The sequence below is a fragment of the Sphingomonas turrisvirgatae genome (genome assembly GCF_001721295.1).
GTDB classification, from domain to species: Bacteria; Pseudomonadota; Alphaproteobacteria; order Sphingomonadales; family Sphingomonadaceae; genus Sphingomonas; species Sphingomonas turrisvirgatae.
Genome location: NZ_MDDS01000086.1, coordinates 20,749 through 35,268, shown reverse-complemented (window position 1 = coordinate 35,268; position 14,520 = coordinate 20,749). Strand labels below are relative to the sequence as shown.

Here is a 14,520-nt window from a genome sequence, read left to right as displayed (position 1 = left end):
TCGCTATGGGATGGTTTCCGGGCGTTGAGACGCGCTGCGATGGCTTGAGGCAAAAGGAGGGATGCCGCGGCCGCCGGACGGCGACGCGACAGTTCGGCGATTAGGTTTGGGGCGAATTCAAGTCAAGCGGCTTGACCGTTCAGAACGGGCGAACCACCGCCAGGATCACGATCAGCGCGACGAATATTGCCGGGATTTCGTTGACCATGCGCAGCTGCCGCGACGTCATGGTCCCCCGCCCCGCCGCTAATTTCTTCGAATAACCAACCGCCCAGCCATGATAACCCGACAGCAGCAGGACGAGCAGCAGCTTGGCGTGCAGCCAGCCGAGACCTGACTGCCCCTCAGCGAGGCCAAGGTTGAGCGCCAGCGCGATGCCCAGCACCCACACGACGATCAACGCGGGCGTCAGGATCACGCGGCGCAGCCTTGCCTCGCGCTCGGCCCAGGCCTTGCCCTGAACCGCGTCGGCGCCTGCGCCACCCGTCAGCGCGTCCTGATGATGCACCAGATAGCGCGGCAGGATGAACAGGCCGGCCATCCAGAAGATCACGAAGATGACATGCGCAGCCTTTACCCACAGCCACGCCGCGCCGAGAAAACCGGTCATCCCTGCCCCCTTACGATCCCGATCAGCTGCTCGACATGGGCGATCGGCGTGTCCGGCAGAATGCCGTGGCCCAGATTGAAGATATGGGGCCGCTCGGACAGCGCATCAAGCACACGCCGCGCCGCCATCTCCAGCTCCGCCCCGCCCGCGATCAGCGCCAGTGGATCGAGATTGCCCTGCACCGGCATATCGGCGGGAAGTTCGCGATGTGCCCAGGCCGGATCGACGGTTTCGTCCAGGCCGATCGCATCGACACCGGTTTCGCGGGCATAGGCGGCAAGCTTCCCCCCCGCCCCTTTGGGGAAGCCGATGATCCTGGCGTCCGGCACGCGCGCGCGCAGCCCGGCGACGATCGCCGCATTGGGAGCGATCACCCATCGTTCGAACTGCGCAGGTGACAGCGACCCGGCCCAGCTGTCGAACAGCTGCACTGCCTCAACGCCCGCTTCGATCTGCTTTGCGAGATAATCGATCGTCATCGCCACGATCGCATCGATGATCGCCTGAAACGCCTGTGGGTCGCGATAGGCCATGCGGCGGGTATCGGATTGGTCGCGGCTGCCCTGCCCCGCGACCATATAGGTCGCGTTGGTCCAGGGGCTGCCCGCAAAGCCCAGGAAGGTCACCTGAGGCGGTAAGGCAGCGGCGACGCGCCGAACGGTCCCATAGACCGGATCGAGCCGCTCGGGGGCCGCTGTAAGGCTCTCCAGCGCATGATCGACCAGACGGGGAGCAAGGCGCGGCCCCTCGCCCGCTTCGAACCACAGATCCTGACCGAGCGCATGCGGCACGACCAGGATGTCGGAAAACAGGATCGCGCCATCGAAGCCGAACCGGCGGAGCGGCTGAAGCGTCACTTCGGCCGCTGCTTCGCTGTCGTTCACCAGTTCGAGAAAGCCGCCTTTCTCTGCCCGCAGCGCGCGATATTCCGGCAGATACCGGCCGGCTTGGCGCATGAGCCACATCGGCGGCGCATCGACGCGTTGGCCGGATAGAACCGCGAGCAAGGGCTTTGAATTCACAGGAACGGTCATCTCATCTTTCAATAAGAAAAGAATCTAAGAAGGATGTTGTAGTGTGTTGGCGCGTGGAAGCTGGGGCTTAGGCGTTCGTGCCGGTTCTGCCAACAGCTTGACCCGGCCGAGTCCGACGCGCGCCCTCGGATTCGCGAAACTTGTCCACAGGACTCACAGGCTGTGCCCGGAACCGCGCCCATGTGGAGTGCGCTGTGGACGAAACGCCGTTTGTCCCCAGCGAACGGGCCGCTTGGCGTGCCCGGCGAGTTGCGCTAGCCGCTGTCCCCATGTTGTCCACAGATCGCTCCAGCCGGCTTGATCGAGGGCCCGTGATCCCGGCGAAAGCCTGGATCTCGTGCCATGGTGGGCGGGCATGAAACTTCACCTGCACCTCCTGTCGGACTCCACGGGCGAGACGCTCGAGAATATCGCCAAGGCGGCGCTCGCCCAATTCGACGATGTCGAGGTGCTGCGCCATTTCTGGCCGATGGTGCGGAGCGAAACGCATCTCGAACGGATCCTGGCCGAGATCGTCAACAATCCCGGCCTCGTCATCTTCACGCTCGTGAATCCCGATATCCGCCGCATGCTCGAAACGCGCTGCCGGTCGATGGGTCTGCCCATGGTTGCGCCGCTCGACACGCTGAACCACGCGCTGACCGGCTTGTTGGGGCAGGAGATGAAGGCGCGACCGGGGCGGCAGCACATGCTGGATGCCGCCTATTTCGCTCGGGTCGACGCGATCCAGTTCACCATCGCCCATGACGATGGCGTCAACTGGGAGAATTGGGAGGAAGCCGACATCGTGCTCGCCGGCGTGTCGCGCACGTCGAAAACCCCCACCTCGATCTATCTCGCCAATCGCGGGTTCAAGACTGCCAACATTCCGATCGTCCCGGAATCGCCGCCACCCGACCTGCTCTATCGCTTGAAGCATCCGATGGTCGTGGGCCTCACCACCAGTCCCGAGCGATTGATCCAGGTGCGCCGCAACCGGCTGTTGTCGCTCAATCAGCGCGACGAGACTGCCTATGTCGAGGCGGAAGCGGTGCAAAAGGAAGTTGCCTATGCGCGGCGCATGTTCGCCGACAATGGCTGGCCGGTGATCGACGTCACGCGCCGTTCGATCGAGGAAACGGCGGCGGCCATCATCACGCTGTGCAACGAACGCAATTCCGGACGGCCTTCCGGGATGCCGTCGGAATGATCGTGCTCGCTTCGACCAGCGCCACGCGCGGCGCGATGCTGACCGCCGTCGGCGTGGCACATGAAGCGCTCCCGGCGCATGTCGACGAGGATGCGGTCAAGGCTGGTATGGCGGGCGCTGCGCCGCGCGACCTCGCCGATGCGCTGGCCGAGATGAAGGCGCTGAAGGTCAGTGCGCGCGTGCCCGGAACGCTGGTGCTGGGCGGCGATTCCGTTGTTGCGGTCGAGGACGGCACGCTGCTCGACAAACCGGTTAGCCGCGGGGAGGCCGAGGCGCATCTGCGGCTGCTGTCAGGCAAGCGCCACGATCTCTACAGCGCCGCCGTCATCGCCGAAAACGGGCGCGCCGTCTGGCGTCATGTGGATCGCGCCCGGCTGTGGGTGCGGCCGCTGTCCGACGCGTTCATCGCCGACTATCTCGACCGTGAATGGCCGGCGATTTCAGGCTGTGTCGGCTGCTATCGCGTCGAGGGACCCGGCGTTCAACTGTTCAGCCGGATCGAGGGCAGCCACTACACCATCCTCGGTATGCCGTTGCTCAACATCCTCGATTATCTGCGAACGAGAGGCGTGCTGACGTCATGACCATCCATGCCGAAGTGATCGGCGATCCGATCAGCCATTCCAAGTCGCCGGCGATCCATCGGTTCTGGATCGATGCGGTCGGGCTGGATGCCGATTACCGCGCGGTGCATGTCACGCCCGATCGCCTGGGCGATTATATCGCCGCGGCCAGGGACAATGCCGACTGGCGCGGCTGCAACGTGACCATCCCGCACAAGATCGACGTCATGCAGTTCGTCGATGATCCCGGCGGCATTCGCGACACGATCGGCGCCATGAACACGATCCTTCGCCAGAGCGACGGCAGCGTGATCGGGACCAATACCGATGCCGCCGGCTTCTATGCCCCGCTCGCCAAGTTCGATCTGGAGGGCGCGCCGGTCGCAGTCATCGGCGCAGGCGGCGCGGCGCGTGCAGTGCTGTTCGCACTGGCCCGAGCAGGCGTCGAGCGCGTGACGATCTTCAACCGCTCGCCATTGAAGGCGATGGGCCTGCTCGCGACGTTCGGCCTCAAGGGCGACATCGTGCCGCTCGACGCGCCGCTTCCGCCGGTAGCGCTGCTGGTCAATGCCAGTTCGCTCGGCATGGTGGGCCAGCCGCCGCTCGACCTCGACCTTTCGCCCCTGCCCGACGATGCGGTGGTGTACGACGCCGTCTACGCGCCGCTTGAGACCGGGCTGCTGGCGGCCGCGCGGGCGCGCGGGCTCGAGACGGTGGACGGGCTGGAGATGCTGATCGGCCAGGCGGCGGTCGCCTTCGAACTCTTCTTCGGCCAGGCACCGCCGCGTGAGCGGGACGCGGAATTGCGGGCGCTCCTCACCGCATGATCGTGCGCTCATGATCACCCTGGGCCTTACCGGGTCGATCGGCATGGGCAAGTCGACCGTCGCGGCGATGTTCGCGCAGGAAGGCGTGCCGGTGTTCGACGCGGATGCGGCAGTTCACGACCTGCAGGGACCCGGCGGGCGACTTGTCGCGGCGATCGAAGCGGCCTTTCCGGACACCACCACCGATCATGGCGTCGATCGCACCGCGCTTGGCGAGGCGGTGTTCGGTGACCCGCAAGCGTTCAAGCGGCTTGAAGGAATCGTCCACCCCGCCGTGGCGCAAGAGCGCAACGCGTTTCTTGAGGCCAACCGCGACCGACCGCTGGTCGTGCTCGACGTGCCGTTGCTGTTCGAGGCGGGCGGCTGGCGACAGGTGGACAAGATCGCCGTCGTCTCCGCCCCGGCGGCGGTGCAGCGCGCGCGCGTGCTCGCGCGGCCGGGCATGACGGTCGAGCGATTCGAGGCAATCCTGGCCAGGCAGATGCCGGATGCCGAGAAACGCGAGAAAGCCGATTTCGTCATTCCGACGGGCGGTTCGATCGACGCGACGCGTGCGGCGGTACGCGACGTGATCGCTTGCCTCGGGGCGCCGGAAGGCCGATAATCCGGCCATGCGCGAAATCGTGTTTGATACCGAGACGACCGGGCTCAGCTTCAATGGCGGGCACCGGCTGGTGGAGATCGGCTGTGTCGAGCTGATCAATCGCGTCCCGACCGGGCGGCACTATCATGTCTATCTGAACCCCGAGCGCGACATGCCGGCTGAGGCATTCGCGGTGCATGGCCTGTCGGAGGCCTTCCTCAAGGACAAGCCGCGCTTCGCCGATGTGTGCGGTGACCTGATCGACTTTCTGGGTGACAGCCCGATGATCGCGCACAATGCGATGTTCGACTACGGCTTCCTGAACGGCGAGCTGGGGGCGTGCGGCCGCGCGCTGCTGAGCCTCGAGCGGATCGTCTGTACGCTGCAGATGGCGCGTCAGCGGCATCCCGGTGCCAAGCACACGCTGGATGCACTGTGCGTCCGCTATGGCATCGACCTGTCCGCGCGTGAGCTGCATGGGGCGTTGCTCGACGCGCAGCTGCTGGCGCAGGTGTTCATCGAGCTGACCGGCGGGCGGCAGATCGCGCTGGGCCTTGCGGTCGAGCAGGCGAGCGCCAGCGACTCCCCCGAATGGCTTGTCGCGAAGAACAATGTACGTCCGCCACGCGTTTTTGCGCCGAGCGAAGCGGAACTGGCCCGCCATCAGGCGTTTATGGCCGGGTTCGAGGAGCCGTTATGGGGCAACGCCGCGTGAGTTGACGCTCACCGGCCGCGTTCCTAGCTGATCCTGTATAAGAAGGAGAAAGAAGATGGATATCCGGGTTTCGGGCCACCAGGTCGACACGGGCGACGCGCTGCGCGAACAGGTCACGGACCGCCTCCAGGGTATCGCCGACAAATATTTCTCCCGGGCCATTTCCGCTCAGGTGACGTTCGGCAAGGGGCCGCACGATTACGGTTTTACCTGCGACATCGTCGCACATGTGACGCAGGGTCTCGTGCTCAAGGGCTCGCATGCCGCGCCATCCGAGGCGCGCCTCGCCTTTGACGGCGCCGCCGACAAGATCGAGAAGCAGCTGCGTCGCTACACGCGCCGGCTCAAGGACCGCAACAATAGCGAGGTTCAGGCGCTGAACGGCGGCTATGACTTCGATGCTGGCTACACCGTCTTCCAGGGCGCCGATGACGAGCAGGAAGCTGCCGATGCGCCGCCGATCATCGCCGAAACGCGAGTCGATGTGCCCGACGCCAGCGTGTCCGACGCGGTGATGATGCTCGATCTGCGCAACACCAATGCGTTGCTGTTCAAGAATAGCGGGACGGGAAGCTACAACATGGTGTATCGGCGCGCCGATGGGACGATCGGCTGGGTCGAACCGAACCGGGCTGCCTGACGAAACTCGATGACCGATCTCGACGATTTGCTGATCCCCGAAGCGGTGCTTTCGGGGGCCTTGGCGAGCAGCAAGAAGAAGCTCTTCGCGCTGCTCGGCGAGGCTGCCGCGCGGGCCTATCGGCTCGACGCTGCCCTGGTATGCGAGCGGCTGAGCGAACGCGAGAGACTGGGATCGACTGGGTTCGGCGGCGGCATCGCCATCCCGCATGGCAAGATCGCCGGACTGGACAAGGTGACCGGCGTGTTCGCGCGGCTGGATCGCGCGATCGACTTCGGCGCGGTGGACGATCTGCCGGTGGACCTGGTGTTCGTGCTGCTGTCGCCGCCCGATGGCGGGGCCGAACATCTCAAGGCGCTGGCGCGCGTCTCACGGCGGCTGCGCGACCGGGCATTCACCGCCAAGTTGCGCGGCGCCGGCTCGACCGATGCGCTCTACGCCCTTTTGACCGGGATCGATGCGCGTGACGCCGCCTGACCGTGGCGGTCAGGGCGGCGATCCGGGGCGTGGGGCGGACGCGCACTTCCGCGCGCTCGAATCGCTCTATGCCGCGGCACCGATCAATCGCTTCTTTGATTCGCGGCTCGAAATCGCGCGGAGCGGCGAGGCGCGGATCCACTTCACCATCGACGAACGGCATTTCCATGCCGGCGGCGCCGCGCATGGCACCAGCTATTTCAAGATGCTGGACGATGCGGCCTTCTACGCCTGCAACAGCCTGGTGACCGATCGCTTTTTGCTGACGACGGCGTTCAACCTCCTGTTCACGCGGCGGCTTGGACCCGGGCCGGTAATCGCTGAAGGGCGCTGGGTCAGCGGCCAGCGCCGCGTGTTCGTGGCGGAGGCGCGGTTGATCGACGCATCGGGTGAAGAAGCGGCGCGCGGCACCGGTACCTTCATGAAATCGCGCATCCCCCTCGCCGGCCTTCCGGGATATCGCACGGCGTGACGCCGCGGCTAGCCAGCGGGTTGCTGGTCAACGCCCTGGTCCGCCGCGTCAACGCCGCTGGTGGCAGCGCGATGGTGCTGGCAAAGGGCGATGCCGACGCTGGCGCAATCCTCATCCTTGCGGTGGAGCGCGGCGGCAGTCCACGCTTTCTGGAACGAGGAATCGGGCCAACCGGCGCCGTCGTGCTGGTCGACAGCGGGCCGCAAAGCGGGGACGAAATCGAAGCCACCGCTTATTGGCAGCGTCGCCGCGAGCGCGATCCCGACCTTTGGGTTGTGGAACTGGACATCGTGGATGCACAACGGTTCGCCGCTGAAATCATGACCGAACCATGACGAATGGTTGACTCCCCGTAACCATCCGGCCATTGGCGCGCCACGTTTCAAAGCGTTGTGCCGTCGGGGTGTGAAGCCGCCGGTTACGCAGTCGGGGGGATAGCCCGACCGGGGTTCTGCATGTGATCGCGTCTCGATCGGCAGCCTGCCTGGTTCGCGCGCCAACCGCATTATGTCGAAGTTGAATGACCTTCTCAGTACGTGCCGCGATCGTCGCGGCAACGACTCTTTGCATTGCCGCTGGTATCGGCGCGACCGCCCCGGGTGTGGCGCAGGTCATCGAACCAGCCGTCAGCATGAACGACCCGAACCTTGCTCAGGTTCCGACCATGGCAGAAGCGCTCGCCGATCTTGAAGCTGATGCGCCCGCCGATATCGAACAGACTGAGGTCGCCGATGAGGCCGACTACACGACCCTTGCCGCAGCAGTCGCCGCGCAGCCATTGGGCAACGACGACGAAGAGCTGAACTGCCTCGCCGCCGGCGTCTATTATGAGTCTAAGGGCGAGCCGCTCGAGGGACAACTGGCCGTCGCCGAAGTCATCCTCAATCGCGCCAGCTCGGGTCGGTTCGCACGGACCGTGTGCGGCGTGCTCAAGCAGCGTGGCCAGTTCTCGTTCGTGCGCGGCGGAACGATCCCGCAGCCGCCGGCGAACGCCAAGGCATGGAAGACCGCGCTCGCCGTCGCCAAGGTGGCACGGGGCGACAAGTGGGACAGCAAGTTCGCCGACGCCCTCTTTTTCCATGCCACGCACGTGTCGCCGGGATGGCGTCGCGCTCGTATGGGCAGCGTCGGAAACCACATCTTCTATCGTTGACCCTTGCCGATGCGGTTGCGCCGGATCGCGCTGCCGTGCCGACGGGGCTTCCCGACGTTCGTGAAATGTTCTAGACGCGGGGGATGGCGAGCCAGCTGTCCCCCGCGTCCGATCCGTTGACCGTTCCACAACTGACCGCGCAGGTGACGCGCGGCGTCTGCCGCATGTTGCTGCGCCACGATTGCGTGGCGATGGCCGAGGTGCCGCTGGGTGACGGGCGCCGGGCCGACCTGATGGCGCTCGATTCTCGCGGCAATATCGTGATCGTGGAGGTCAAGGCATCGCGTGCCGATTTGCTCGGCGACGGCAAATGGACCGACTATCTGGCGCATTGCGACCGCTTCTTCTGGGCAGTGCCGGCGGGGTTCGATCTGGCGCCGCTCGAAAGCGCGGCGTTCTTGCCCGAGCGGGCCGGGATCATCGTCGCCGATCGCTACGACGCTGCGATCGTGCGTGAGGCGCGAACCGATCCGCTTGCCAGTGCGACGCGGCGCAAATGCACGCTGGCGTTCGCGCGACGTGCAGCGCGGCGCGTCATCACGCTGACCGATCCGGATGCCGAGGGGCTGGCCTGGGGCCGGGACTGAGTTTTGCCGCCAATCAGCGCGGCTGGATCAACCTAAAGCTTCGGTCCTGCGGCACCGCGAGTACGCGCGACTTTGGGCGCATCCTTGAGCAACTGGCCGATGATCGGCGAACGCGTGTCGCGCGCGGCATAATCGCGCGCGGTCATGCCGGCGAGCCGGTCGACCTGATCGGCATCGGCCTTGGCCTCCAGCAGCGTGCGTACCATCTGCGCGTCGCGGCGCTGCACGGCGCGGATCAGCGGCGTCTCGCCGCCGCGGTTAGCCGCGTTCACGTCGGCGCGCTGCTGGATCAGCAGGGCGACGCCTTCCGGCCAAGCGGCTTCGACCGCCAGCATCAACGCCGTATTGCCGCCGCCGTCCTCCAGATTGACGTTCGCGCCGCGCGCCAGCAGGAATCGGAGATACAGCATGTCGCGCCGGCGCGCGACGATGTGGATCGCCGCGTCGCCCTTGTCGTCCTTCACATTGGCGATCATCTGACCGGGCTCGTTGAGCATTTCGGTCACCTTGTTGCCGTCCTGCTTTCGCACCGCGTCGAGGAAGGTCGAACTGGGCGAGCGCTGCTGCGCGGTGGCGGGAAGCACCGGAAGTGCGAGCGCGACGAGCGCGGCGGCGAGAACGGGCCGGGCCGAACGGATAAGCATGACGAGACTTGCCCCAACAATTGAACGCGAACCTTGCATGCTGCGCCCTATCAGATCATGGCTGGCGGCGCCATGAACAGCTTGTTTGCTCCCTTCGCCGCCGCGCTATCGCTTTGCCTCGCCGCCTGTGGTGCGGGCGATGCGCCCAAAAAGTCGCTTGCCGACGCACCGCTGGCAGGCGCCTCGATCGGCGGTCCGTTCACGCTGGTGAACGGCGATGGCAAGACGGTGACGGATCGGGACTTCGCCGGCAAATACCGCATCATGTATTTCGGCTACACCTTCTGCCCCGATGTGTGCCCGGTCGACGTGCAGAATATCGGCGGCGCGATGAAGCTGCTGGACAAGGAGAAGCCGGCACTCTCGGCCAGCATCGTGCCGGTTTTCGTTACCATTGATCCCGCGCGCGATACGCCGCAGGTGGTCAAGCAATTCACCAGCGCCTTCTATCCCCGCATGGTCGGGCTGACCGGCTCGCCGGCGCAGGTCGATGCGGCGGCCAAGGTGTACCGCGTCCCCTACCAAAAGCGCAAGACGCCGAGCGGCTATCTGATGGATCATGGGCGCCAGGCCTATCTCATGGGCCCCAATGGCGAGCCGATCGCGCTGTTGCCGCAAGAGCAGAGCCCGCAGGCGATCGTCGCGGAGATCGAACGGTGGATCGGGTAACGAACTTCTGGGAGCAGCCGCTCGCGACGCTCGACCGCGCGCAGTGGGAGGCGTTGTGCGACGGCTGCGGCAAATGCTGCCTGCACAAGGTCGAGGACGCGGACACCGGCGACATCTATGCCACCAACGTCGCGTGCCGCCTCCTCGACCGCGATGCGGGCATGTGCAGCGACTACAAGCACCGGCACGCGTATGTTGCGGAATGCGTGCGCCTCAACGCCAACAATGTGGAGGGCATCGCCTGGCTGCCCCGCACTTGCGCCTATCGCCTGCGAGCGAATGACGAGGCGCTGCCGGATTGGCATTATCTGGTGAGCGGCAGCCGGGAAGCGGTGCACGAGGCGGGCGAATCGACTCGCGGCTGGACGATCAGCGAGGATCTGGCCGGCGATCTGGAGCATCACATGGTCGATCGGTTGCTGTGACCGATATCGAGGTCGTGCGGCATCCGCGCGCTCGACGGATGAAGCTGTCGGTCGACAATGCGACCGGACGTGTTCGACTGACCTTGCCATCGCGCGCGTCGGCGAGGGACGGGTTGCGCTGGGCCGAAGGGCAGCAAGCGTGGATCGCGCAGGCGCTGACACGGCGACCCGATGCGGTGCCGTTCGAGCCGGGTGCCACCATCCTCTATCTGGGCGAAACGGTAGCGCTCGGCTGGGACAGCGGCTTCCCGCGCACCCCGCTACTCGACGACGGGCAGCTGATCGCTGGCGGACCGCGTGAAGGCTATGAGCGACGCATCGAGCGCTGGCTCAGGGCGCGCGCGCTTGACGTCATGCGTGCGGAGACTGCCGAATATGCCGCCCGGGCCGGCGTTACCGTCGCCAAAGTCGCTATCGGCGACGCCAAAGGCCGCTGGGGCAGCTGCGCATCATCGGGCGTGATCCGCTATAGCTGGCGTCTGATCCTCGCCCCACCCGATGTCCGGCGCGCCACCGTCGCGCACGAGGTGGCGCACCGCGTTCACATGAATCACAGTCCGGCCTTCCATGCCGTCGTGCGCGACCTGTACGGCCGCGAGCCGACACGCGAGCGCGCGTGGCTGCGCGCCAATGCGCTGCGGCTTCACTCGTTCGGGCGCACTTCCTGAAGCGGGCGTTGCTGGTCGCGCTGCGGCTCGCGCGGGGGGACCCGGTCCTGCTGACGTAAGGGCGGCGGCGCATCACGGGGCGGCGCGTTGCGGCCGGTCATGCGGTCGAGCCAGTCTTCGTCGATCGTCTGCTGTTCCTCGCTGTCGCGATCGGGCGGCGGCGCTTCAGCGGGATCGGCGTCAGGCCGCGCGACGGGATTGCCGTCCTGATCGACATAGACGCCATTGTCGGGCGAGCCATAGGCCTCTTCATCCGGCTCGACCTGCCATTCGGGCAGGGTGACTTGGGTTTCGAACTGCTCGACCGGGCGATCGGCGACGGCGGGCTTCATGAAGGCGGCAAAGGCGCGGGCCGGGGCGGTGCCGCCTTGCAGGCCGCCGACACGCTTGTTGTCGTCGCGTCCCATCCACACGCCGGTGGTCAGCCCGGTCGAGAAACCGACGAACCAGCCATCCTTGTTCGACGTCGTGGTGCCAGTCTTGCCCGCAACCGGGCGGCCGATCTGCGCAGCGCGGCCCGAACCGGCGTTGACTGCGGTCTGAAGCAGGTCGGTCATCTGCGCCGCCACATAAGGCGCGACGAGCACGCGGGAGGTATCCACCTCGTGCTGATAGATCACTGCGCCGTTGGCGGTTACGCGCGTAATGCCATAGGGCGTGACCGCCACCCCCTTCTGCCCGACCGAGGCGAAGGCGCGCGTCATGTCGATCAGCCGCACGTTCGAGGTGCCGAGCACCATCGCCGGCTGGGTGTTGATCGGCGTCGTGATGCCGAAGCGCCGGGCCATGTCGGCGACCGTGCCGAAGCCGACTTCCTCGCCCAGCTTTGCCGCGACCGTGTTGATCGAATAGGCAAAGGCTGAGCGCAGCGTCATTTCGCCGCTGAACCGCCCGCTGTTGTTGCGCGGACTCCAGCCGCCGATCGTCACCGGCTCGTCCACCACGCGATCATCGACCTTGTGCCCGGCCTCCAGCGCGGCGAGGTAGACGAACAGCTTGAAGGCCGAGCCGGGCTGGCGCGTCGCCTGCGTCGCGCGGTTATAGATCGACGAGACGTAATCGCGCCCGCCGACCATTGCGCGCACTGCGCCATCGCGATCGAGACTGACCAGCGCCCCTTGCGCACCGGCGGGCGTGTTCGCCTGGATCGCCGCGGTGGCGGCGTTCTGCATCTTCAGGTCGATCGTCGTCCACACGTCGAGCGGCGCGACGCTTTCGTCGATCAGCACTTCAAGCTGAGGCAGCGCCCAATCGGTGAAATAGCGTACGCTGTTCTGCTTTGGCGCAGCGGCGAGCTTGACGTCGGCTGGCGCTGCGGCATCCGCCTCGGCCCGCGTCAGCGCCCCGGTCTCGACCATCACATCCAGCACGACGCTGGCGCGGCCGATCGCAGCCTGAGCGTCCGCGGTCGGCGAATAGCGCGACGGCGCCTTGACCAGTCCGGCGATCACCGCCGATTCCGACAGCGTCAGATTGGTCGCGGGATGGCCGAAAAAGGTGCGCGAGGCAGCGTCGATGCCGTACGCGCCGCCGCCGAAATACACCTTGTTCAGATAGAGCTCGAGGATCTGGTCCTTGGTAAACTTGCGTTCCAGCGCCAGCGCCAGGATCATCTCGCGGATTTTGCGACCGACATCATATTTGTTGGACAAGAAGATGGTGCGCGCGACCTGTTGGGTAATGGTCGAAGCACCCTGCAGGCGGCGGTCGGTGCCGCGATGGTCGAAGGCGAATTTGGTGATGCGGGCGAGCGCGATCGGATCGACACCCCAGTGCTTGCGGAAGCGGCGATCCTCGATCGAAACCATCGCCTCGCGCATCGGCGCCGGGATCTTCGAATAGTCGATCCACTCGCCATAGCTTGGGCCGAGCGAGACGATCACCGTGCCGTCGGCGGCATGGACGCGGATCATCTGGCCGTTCGGGGAGGATTTGAGTTCCTCGAAACTCGGCAGCGACGCGCGCGCGGTATACACCGCGATCATCAGCGCGACGATCCCGGCAATGGCAAGCGCGATCCCGCCGCCGATCACCCACTTCAGGATGCGGCGAAATCTTCCGGGTGCACGTTTTCCGGGGGTTCTGGAGGAGGGTCGCTTGGCCATGGGCGGGTCTGTGCGTGATTACGCGTGAACCGCGCCTGTCACAAGCGAGTGTTGTCCGCGATCAATCCTCGCCCGTCTGCTCGCGTCCGCGAAAGTCGAGCGCGACCGAATTGATGCAATAACGCAGGCCGATGGGCGGCGGACCATCCGGAAAGACGTGGCCCTGATGCCCGTCGCAGCGGGCGCAGCGGACTTCGGTGCGGATCATGCCATGGGCCGTATCGCGATGTTCGCTGATGCGATCCGGCTCGACCGGCTTGGTGAAGCTCGGCCAGCCGGAGCCTGAATCATATTTGTCGTCGCTGTCGAACAGGTCGAGCTGACAGCCGGCGCAGCGATAGACGCCGTCGGCTTTGTTGCCGTCATAATGGCCCGAAAAGGCCCGTTCGGTGCCGGCTTCGCGCAGCACGTGATATTGCGCGGGGGTCAGCCGCTGGCGCCATTCGGCTTCGGAGAGGTTGAGCTGTTCCATACCCCTGATGTGTGGATGCCGGCGTGGAACGTCAATCGGTGGCTTCGTCCTTCCACGCCCACCACAGCTGCGCCGGGGGCATGTTCCACCACTCCATATCGGCGTCGATGCGCGCGAAATGCGGGGTCAGGAAATTGCGGACGTTCGGATTGAACTGATAGACCAGGAACGCGCCGCCGGGACGGATCACGCGATGCGTCGCTTCGGCGATTACCTCGCCGACACCGGCCGGCAGGGTCGAAAATGGCAGGCCGGACAGGACGAAGTCGGCATGGCTCTCGCCGTGATCGGCGACGATCGCGTTCACGTCCGCCGCCGAGCCGTGGATCGCGGACAAGCGCGGATCGACGATCGTCTGGCGCAGATAGGAAACGAAATCGGGGTTGGTGTCGATCGCGATGAACTTTGCGTCGGGCGCCAGCCGTTCGAGGATCGGGCGGCAGAAGGTGCCGACGCCCGGTCCATATTCCACGAAGACCTTCGTGTTCTCCCAATCGACCTTCGCCAGCATCTTGCGAATGAGTTTATTCGACGAAGGGATGATCGATCCCACCATCACCGGATGCTTGAAGAACCCCTGAAGGAACAGCGCCTGTGGCGAAAGCGGACGCGCGCCCTTGCGCTTGCGCCGCGGGATCGTGGTGGAGCCGTTCATCAACTTCCCTCTGTCGGTTCCGCGACGCTGTA

General features: G+C 65.7%; 20 protein-coding genes. 14 read left to right on the top strand and 6 right to left on the bottom strand.

Annotated features, from left to right (window positions below; all coding sequences use genetic code 11):
• Window positions 1-139: 139 nt before the first annotated feature.
• Window positions 140-610: a CopD family protein gene (locus BFL28_RS19315; RefSeq protein WP_069322151.1), complete on the bottom strand. Its 471-nt coding sequence runs from the start codon at window positions 608-610 to the stop codon at window positions 140-142.
• Window positions 607-1,644: a uroporphyrinogen decarboxylase gene (hemE, locus tag BFL28_RS19310; RefSeq protein ID WP_069322150.1), complete on the bottom strand. Its 1,038-nt coding sequence runs from the start codon at window positions 1,642-1,644 to the stop codon at window positions 607-609. Before hemE ends, BFL28_RS19315 begins: the two co-directional genes overlap by 4 nt.
• 355 nt (window positions 1,645-1,999) lie before the next feature.
• Here hemE and BFL28_RS19305 point away from each other — a divergent pair, with 355 nt between their 5' ends.
• The 11 genes from BFL28_RS19305 to BFL28_RS19255 all read left to right on the top strand — a co-directional run bounded on the left by BFL28_RS19305 (window position 2,000) and on the right by BFL28_RS19255 (window position 8,850).
• A complete protein-coding gene (locus tag BFL28_RS19305) occupies window positions 2,000-2,833 on the top strand; it encodes a pyruvate, water dikinase regulatory protein (protein ID WP_069322149.1) in 834 nt (277 codons plus the stop codon).
• Window positions 2,830-3,417: a Maf family protein gene (locus BFL28_RS19300; protein ID WP_079247320.1), complete on the top strand. Its 588-nt coding sequence runs from the start codon at window positions 2,830-2,832 to the stop codon at window positions 3,415-3,417. The genes BFL28_RS19305 and BFL28_RS19300 overlap by 4 nt, the downstream gene beginning before the upstream one ends.
• A complete protein-coding gene (gene aroE, locus BFL28_RS19295) occupies window positions 3,414-4,223 on the top strand; it encodes a shikimate dehydrogenase (protein WP_069322148.1) in 810 nt (269 codons plus the stop codon). Before BFL28_RS19300 ends, aroE begins: the two co-directional genes overlap by 4 nt.
• Window positions 4,224-4,233: 10 nt before the next feature.
• On the top strand, window positions 4,234-4,827 hold the full coding sequence (gene coaE / locus BFL28_RS19290) for a dephospho-CoA kinase (protein WP_069322147.1): 594 nt from the start codon (window positions 4,234-4,236) through the stop codon (window positions 4,825-4,827).
• 7 nt (window positions 4,828-4,834) lie between these two features.
• The gene (dnaQ, locus tag BFL28_RS19285) at window positions 4,835-5,521 is read left to right on the top strand and encodes a DNA polymerase III subunit epsilon (protein WP_069322146.1); all 687 of its coding nucleotides are present in this window, start codon (window positions 4,835-4,837) and stop codon (window positions 5,519-5,521) included.
• A 55-nt stretch (window positions 5,522-5,576) separates the two neighbouring features.
• The gene (hpf, locus tag BFL28_RS19280) at window positions 5,577-6,161 is read left to right on the top strand and encodes a ribosome hibernation-promoting factor, HPF/YfiA family (protein ID WP_069322145.1); all 585 of its coding nucleotides are present in this window, start codon (window positions 5,577-5,579) and stop codon (window positions 6,159-6,161) included.
• Between the two features lie 9 nt (window positions 6,162-6,170).
• Window positions 6,171-6,638 (top strand): PTS sugar transporter subunit IIA, encoded by a 468-nt coding sequence (locus tag BFL28_RS19275; protein ID WP_069322144.1) that lies wholly within the window; start codon window positions 6,171-6,173, stop codon window positions 6,636-6,638.
• A complete protein-coding gene (locus BFL28_RS19270; RefSeq protein WP_069322143.1) occupies window positions 6,619-7,110 on the top strand; it encodes a PaaI family thioesterase in 492 nt (163 codons plus the stop codon). The genes BFL28_RS19275 and BFL28_RS19270 overlap by 20 nt, the downstream gene beginning before the upstream one ends.
• A complete protein-coding gene (locus tag BFL28_RS19265; RefSeq protein ID WP_069322142.1) occupies window positions 7,107-7,445 on the top strand; it encodes a DUF1491 family protein in 339 nt (112 codons plus the stop codon). The genes BFL28_RS19270 and BFL28_RS19265 overlap by 4 nt, the downstream gene beginning before the upstream one ends.
• Window positions 7,446-7,630: 185 nt before the next feature.
• A complete protein-coding gene (locus tag BFL28_RS19260; protein ID WP_069322141.1) occupies window positions 7,631-8,263 on the top strand; it encodes a cell wall hydrolase in 633 nt (210 codons plus the stop codon).
• 83 nt (window positions 8,264-8,346) lie between these two features.
• A complete protein-coding gene (locus BFL28_RS19255; RefSeq protein ID WP_069322140.1) occupies window positions 8,347-8,850 on the top strand; it encodes an MmcB family DNA repair protein in 504 nt (167 codons plus the stop codon).
• 32 nt (window positions 8,851-8,882) lie between these two features.
• Here BFL28_RS19255 and BFL28_RS19250 read toward each other — a convergent pair whose 3' ends face one another.
• On the bottom strand, window positions 8,883-9,494 hold the full coding sequence (locus tag BFL28_RS19250) for an ankyrin repeat domain-containing protein (RefSeq protein ID WP_069322139.1): 612 nt from the start codon (window positions 9,492-9,494) through the stop codon (window positions 8,883-8,885).
• A 72-nt stretch (window positions 9,495-9,566) separates the two neighbouring features.
• On the opposite strand from BFL28_RS19250, the gene BFL28_RS19245 reads away from it, so the two are divergent.
• Genes BFL28_RS19245 through BFL28_RS19235 form a run of 3 tightly spaced genes read left to right on the top strand, consistent with a single transcriptional unit; the run spans window position 9,567 to window position 11,256 of the window.
• The gene (locus BFL28_RS19245; protein WP_069322276.1) at window positions 9,567-10,163 is read left to right on the top strand and encodes an SCO family protein; all 597 of its coding nucleotides are present in this window, start codon (window positions 9,567-9,569) and stop codon (window positions 10,161-10,163) included.
• Entirely contained in the window at window positions 10,151-10,588 is a 438-nt protein-coding gene (locus BFL28_RS19240) for a YcgN family cysteine cluster protein (RefSeq protein ID WP_069322138.1), read from the top strand. The genes BFL28_RS19245 and BFL28_RS19240 overlap by 13 nt, the downstream gene beginning before the upstream one ends.
• Entirely contained in the window at window positions 10,585-11,256 is a 672-nt protein-coding gene (locus BFL28_RS19235; RefSeq protein WP_241527409.1) for a M48 family metallopeptidase, read from the top strand. Before BFL28_RS19240 ends, BFL28_RS19235 begins: the two co-directional genes overlap by 4 nt.
• Here BFL28_RS19235 and BFL28_RS19230 read toward each other — a convergent pair.
• The 3 genes from BFL28_RS19230 to BFL28_RS19220 form a co-directional block, all read right to left on the bottom strand.
• Window positions 11,232-13,361, bottom strand: a complete 2,130-nt coding sequence (locus tag BFL28_RS19230) for a transglycosylase domain-containing protein (RefSeq protein ID WP_069322137.1) — start codon at window positions 13,359-13,361, stop codon at window positions 11,232-11,234. The genes BFL28_RS19235 and BFL28_RS19230 overlap by 25 nt on opposite strands.
• Window positions 13,362-13,422: 61 nt before the next feature.
• Window positions 13,423-13,833 (bottom strand): peptide-methionine (R)-S-oxide reductase MsrB, encoded by a 411-nt coding sequence (gene msrB / locus BFL28_RS19225; protein ID WP_069322136.1) that lies wholly within the window; start codon window positions 13,831-13,833, stop codon window positions 13,423-13,425.
• Window positions 13,834-13,864: 31 nt separating this feature from the next.
• Window positions 13,865-14,488, bottom strand: a complete 624-nt coding sequence (locus BFL28_RS19220) for a class I SAM-dependent methyltransferase (protein WP_069322135.1) — start codon at window positions 14,486-14,488, stop codon at window positions 13,865-13,867.
• Between the last annotated feature and the right edge of the window lie 32 nt (window positions 14,489-14,520).